Below are 5,393 nucleotides of genomic sequence, written 5' to 3'. Positions count from 1 at the left end.
ATCAAATCAATGTGGTTGGGATTTCAAGCTCTAGGAATTGCTGCAGAAATGTTCAAAAATGTTTTGTCAATAAAAACTTAGGGCCAATTGGAAGCTTTATGCGCGGTATCCAGAGACCTGATTCAAAAAAACGCTGTGTTAAGCGCGAATATCGCACTGGATACCGCGCATAAAGCGCGGTACGTAGGGGCATGCTTAAATTTAAATCATTCGGCGCTCTAGGGCCTGTGAAAGTGAATATCCACAGGCTCTAGATGCCCTAATAATAAATATGATGCGCAAACACTGGCCACTACGTTTGATGCGAGGTATAATCCTTTCCGCAAAACCAGGAAGAGAAAAAACAATCAGGAGTACCCCGCGTGAAACAAAAAGTACTTATTATGGCCATGGCAGCCATATCAGGCTCATTATTTGCCGCTGATAACACCGAATTGCAAAAAGAAATTTACCGCTTACAACAACAAACCAAATTATTACAGCAGCAATTGGATCGCTTGCAAACCCAATTGACAGCTCACCCCGAGGAAAAACCTTCTGCCGAGCCGGTTAAAGGAAAAAGCGCTGCAGGCAAACAAAAGAAATCTGCAGGAATTTTAAAATCGAAACCATCAGTCCGACACCCTAAAAAAACGCCATTTCATACCAGCCCCATACAAGTGCATACCGTTGATGGCGACCCGCAGTCCAGCAGTTTTTACCCTACGGCATTGATTGCTGATGGTCAGGTGGTCACTTACATTGCAGGCACACCGGTAGTTACTGCGCCTTATCTGGGAGCAAGACCTGCTTTTGATGGTTCAGATTATATCGTCAACATTTCCAGTATTAACCGTGATGTGCGGCTGATGCAGCAACGACAACGTCTGTACCGAGCTTATGAACGCATCGGTTATCCTATCCCCAATGTCCCTATTATTGCCCTCAGCGGTAAATCCGAACCCGTGGGAGAAATTACCAGCCCTTATTTTGGCAGTAGAAACGCCGACCTGACCTTAGGCTCAAGCGAACTGGATATAGCAGCTGCCCTGAACGATAAGGTTGAAGCATTTATGTCCATTGCTTATGATGAGACTCCGCCCCCGATAGGCGGCCCTCGCATTGCCAATTCAGCCTTTAACTTAAACCTGGGTTTTGTGAACATTGGCGACCTGGATGTCAGCCCTTATTATTTCACAGCCGGGCAGCTCTACGCTCCCTTCGGCCGATTCTCAAGCGCCATGATAAGCTCTCCCCTGCCTCTGCGCTTGACGCGTACAAAAACCAGGCCATTTATTCTGGGGTATAAATCGCAATTCAATTCCGGACCCTTTGCGGCAATCTATGGATTCAGATCGGATACTACCGATGGCCGTTCAGGAGTGGGCGGGGTTAATTTAGGCTACCTGCTTAACTCTGGCGACCTTTCAGCTGAAATTGGAGCAAGCTACATTGGCACGCTTACCGATTCAGCGGGCATGCAGGATACCGGCTCCGCTCCAGGTACAACCTTTGGTGGATTCGGCTCACCCACTAACGGCAGCGAGGACGTCCATAAGGTACCTGGCATTGGTATCCACGGCAACCTCAGTTTCGACCGTTACAATTTCACTGCTGAATGGGTAGGTGCTTCAAGGGCATTTAGAACCCAGGATCTAAGTTTTAATGGCAGGGGAGCCAGGCCGCAAGCTGCTCAACTGGAAGCGGGAATGACGTTCATGGCTTTCTCCAAACCGGCTTCGCTTGCTGTAGGTTATCAATGGTCGAAGGAAACGCTGGCATTGAATCTGCCAAAACATCGAATCAGCGGCGTGTTTAATATTTCAATCTGGAAAGATACTGTCGAAAGCCTGGAGTATCGTCATGACACAGATTTTGATAAGCATCAATTTGCCAATGGCATCGCTCCGCCCGGCGCCATCAACCAGACGACCATAGGAACCGGAAAATCCTCTGATTCATTAGTGGCGCAAATTGGCGTTTACTTCTAAACTCCCCCGTCCCGTATTTATTTGCGGGATAATAAATCCGATACCCGATAAAGGCTATCTCAATGTTCCATACTACAAATTCATAATTTCCCGAAGACCCGAAAAATTAATAATATGAAAAATCCGGGATTATTAATCAAAGTATGTGATACACTGCCGTCGTCTCATTATTATTACCTAATGGAATAGACGCAAAATACTGCTATGCTTACCCTAAAGGATAAAGCCAGGATGCTGATGGAAATGTTACCTACCACGATACCATTACCTTACTTTAAATTTTTTGCAAAAAAAAACAGCCCCGCAACCAACAGCCTGGCTATTAGTCTATGGAAATATCTGCTGGCATTATTTTTTTTAACGTTTATCCTGCTACCTGCCGCCTCTGCCAATAAGATTACCGAGATCAAAGTCAACGGGGCAATTGGGCCGGCTACTGCTGATTTTATATCCAGAGGCATTGCCAAAGGACAAGACTCCTCATTGGTATTAATTATTCTTAATACCCCTGGCGGCTTATACCAGTCAACCCGCTTAATAGTACAGGATATCCTGGCATCAAAGGTTCCTATCGTGACTTATGTCTACCCTGACGGCTCACGTGCTGCCAGCGCAGGTACTTTTTTGGTCTATGCCAGTACAATAGCAGCCATGGCGCCAAGCACCCATTTAGGTGCGGCAAGCCCGGTGAGTATCACCGGCGCGATGGATAAGGAAGATAAAAATAACCAGGCTAAATCGTCAATGGATAAAAAAGTACTCAATGATGCCATTGCTTATATCCGTACACTGGCAGAGTTGCGCGGCCGCAACGCGGAGTTTGCAGAAAAAGCGGTTACCGATGCTGCCACATTGACCGCAAATGAAGCCTTAAAAGCCGGCGTAATTAATTTAATTGCTAAAGATCGTGATGATTTGTTAAGCCAGCTAGACGGTCTGACGGTAACCCAATATGGACAGAAAATTCAGCTGGATACCAAAAATGCAACGGTAGAAACCTTAACACCTGACTGGCGCATGCGTTTCCTGCAAGTGATAACAGAACCAACCGTGGCTTATTTACTTTTATTATTAGGGATTTATGGAATCTTCTTTGAACTGGTTAATCCGGGCTTTTTGCTCCCAGGTGTTGTCGGTGCCATTTCTATCTTGATTGCCCTTTATGCCCTTCAATTACTTCCTATCAGCTATGCCGGACTAAGTTTGATTATTTTAGGCATTGCTTTCATTATTGCTGAAGCGTTTGCCCCCAGTTTTGGCGCCTTGGGACTCGGCGGAACGATAGCCTTCGTCATAGGATCCATCCTGCTTATCGACACCGAATACGCCAGCTATCAGATCGCTTGGTCGGCCATCTGGGCCATGGCAGCGTTTAATTTTCTTATTTTGTTTACCTTAGTTACTTTCATTCTCCGCTCAAGGAAACGGGAACCGCAGCATGGGGTCAATGTTCTAATTGGGGCAGAGGGCCGGAGCTTAAGTCTTATTGATCCACAGGGACAAGCCGTCATCCGTGGTGAAATATGGAATGTGCATGCCCAGCAACCCATTGTGGCGGATAAACGGATTAAGGTTATCGCAGCCAAGGGGTTGCAGCTTGAAGTAGAAGAAATAAGCAGTCCGAATGGGGAAAAGGACAATTATAAAAAGAACTAGAGGCTGTCGTCATCAGACCATTTGAAGCGAACATTGATATTGTTTAGATCAAATTTGCAGCCAGATAATCATGACGACAGTCTCTAGAACCAGTTTATCTATAAGGAGGAAATATGTATTCATTTATGGGATTTTTTGTCATCATCATCGCGCTTTTTCTCATGTCCGCATTCCGGGTTTTAAGGGAATACGAGCGTGGCGTGGTCTTTTTATTAGGACGTTTCTGGCGAGTGAAAGGTCCAGGTTTGGTTATCATTTTTCCTATCATCCAACAAATGGTGCGTGTTGATTTGCGTACCGTCGTAATGGATGTTCCAAGCCAGGATGTAATCTCCAGAGATAATGTGTCAGTGCGTGTCAATGCCGTGCTTTATTTCCGCGTAGTGGAACCTAAAAATGCAATTATCCAGGTAGAAAATTATTTCGAGGCGACCAGTCAACTGGCACAAACAACCTTACGTTCCGTGTTAGGACAGCATGAATTGGATGAGATGTTAGCTGAAAGAGAAAAATTAAATAGCGACATCCAAAAAATACTTGATGCCCAAACAGACAGCTGGGGCATTAAGGTTGCCAATGTAGAAATCAAACATGTGGATCTAGATGAGAGCATGATACGGGCCATTGCCAAGCAAGCAGAAGCCGAACGTGATCGGAGAGCAAAAGTTATTCATGCTGAAGGTGAGCTGCAAGCCTCAGAAAAATTGATGCAGGCCGCCCAGGTCCTTGCTCAGCAGCCACAGTCCCTGCAACTGCGCTACCTACAGACACTGGCAGGAATCGCGGGGAACAACTCCTCAACTATAGTCTTCCCAATGCCTATGGAACTTGGCGACATTTTACATAAAATGGCCAGTAAATAGGTATATGTTGCATTCGGAATAATGCAGAACAGGGGATGAATTAGTCGGATTAAAATATCTTTAATTCATCCCAAATCATCAGGCAAGTAATTAGCAATAAAATTATCCTGTCGGCTTCCACTCCCCTCTAGTTTGTGGTAGAAGGGCATATTTGCAAAAATAAATGGGGTTTACATGTCAGTAAAATCAGATCGCTGGATAGAAAAGATGGCAATAGACCATGGGATGATTTCTCCTTTTCAGCACGAGCAGGTACGGGAAACCGGAAATGGGCGAATTATTTCCTATGGGGTATCCAGCTATGGCTATGATGTGCGTTGTGCCAATGAATTCAAAATTTTTACTAACATTAATTCAGCCATCGTTGACCCCAAGGCTTTTGATGCAAACAGTTTTGTAGACATCCAATCGGATGTTTGTATTATCCCGCCCAACTCCTTTGCCTTAGCCCGCACAGTTGAATATTTTCGTATTCCCCGTAACATCCTGACCATCTGTCTGGGAAAATCAACGTATGCCCGCTGCGGCATTATTGTCAATGTTACGCCACTTGAGCCTGAGTGGGAGGGGCATGTTACCCTGGAATTTTCAAATACAACCCCTCTTCCTGCCAAAATCTATGCCCATGAAGGCGTTGCTCAGATGGTATTTTTGGAGGCGGACGAGGTTTGTGCAGTTTCTTATCGTGATCGGGGCGGGAAATATCAAGGGCAAACCGGCGTAACCTTGCCGCAAACCTGAACTGATTTTCCTTTCACGCACATAAATCCCGCAGTCAATACCTTCCAATTGGCCCTAAGTTTTTATTGACAAAGCTCTTATAATGCTGTTTAAGAGCTTTTTTATTTTAATGGAGTAAGAAGTGCTTGGTACAGGAACAACAGAAACGTTTTTTCGGGATGAG

Annotated in this window: 4 protein-coding genes; all 4 read left to right on the top strand. The window is 45.3% G+C overall.

Translation table 11 applies throughout. The features are described 5' to 3' along the window. Positions 1 to 362: 362 nt before the first annotated feature. The gene (locus tag E1O65_RS12285) at positions 363 to 1,970 is read left to right on the top strand and encodes an LbtU family siderophore porin (protein ID WP_133133885.1); all 1,608 of its coding nucleotides are present in this window, start codon (positions 363 to 365) and stop codon (positions 1,968 to 1,970) included. A gap of 237 nt (positions 1,971 to 2,207) precedes the next feature. Further along, complete coding sequence (locus tag E1O65_RS12280) at positions 2,208 to 3,626, top strand: nodulation protein NfeD (RefSeq protein ID WP_242601609.1); 1,419 nt, start codon at positions 2,208 to 2,210, stop codon at positions 3,624 to 3,626. 113 nt (positions 3,627 to 3,739) lie between these two features. Beyond that, positions 3,740 to 4,489, top strand: a complete 750-nt coding sequence (locus E1O65_RS12275; RefSeq protein WP_207384253.1) for a slipin family protein — start codon at positions 3,740 to 3,742, stop codon at positions 4,487 to 4,489. Between the two features lie 174 nt (positions 4,490 to 4,663). Further along, the gene (dcd, locus tag E1O65_RS12270; protein ID WP_133133884.1) at positions 4,664 to 5,230 is read left to right on the top strand and encodes a dCTP deaminase; all 567 of its coding nucleotides are present in this window, start codon (positions 4,664 to 4,666) and stop codon (positions 5,228 to 5,230) included. Positions 5,231 to 5,393: the final 163 nt, after the last annotated feature.

It is taken from the genome of Legionella sp. W10-070, from assembly GCF_900640175.1.
Classification (GTDB): domain Bacteria; phylum Pseudomonadota; class Gammaproteobacteria; order Legionellales; family Legionellaceae; genus Tatlockia.
The sequence above is the reverse complement of the archived record's forward strand: the minus strand, read 5'-3'. Positions and strand labels throughout refer to the sequence as shown.

Excerpts from the sequence above, each read along its gene's own strand:
- E1O65_RS12275 (WP_207384253.1), top strand. The coding sequence starts at position 3,740 with ATGTATTCATTTATGGGATTTTTTGTCATCATCATCGCGCTTTTTCTC.
- E1O65_RS12280 (WP_242601609.1), top strand. The coding sequence starts at position 2,208 with ATGGAAATGTTACCTACCACGATACCATTACCTTACTTTAAATTTTTT.
- dcd (WP_133133884.1), top strand. The coding sequence starts at position 4,664 with ATGTCAGTAAAATCAGATCGCTGGATAGAAAAGATGGCAATAGACCAT.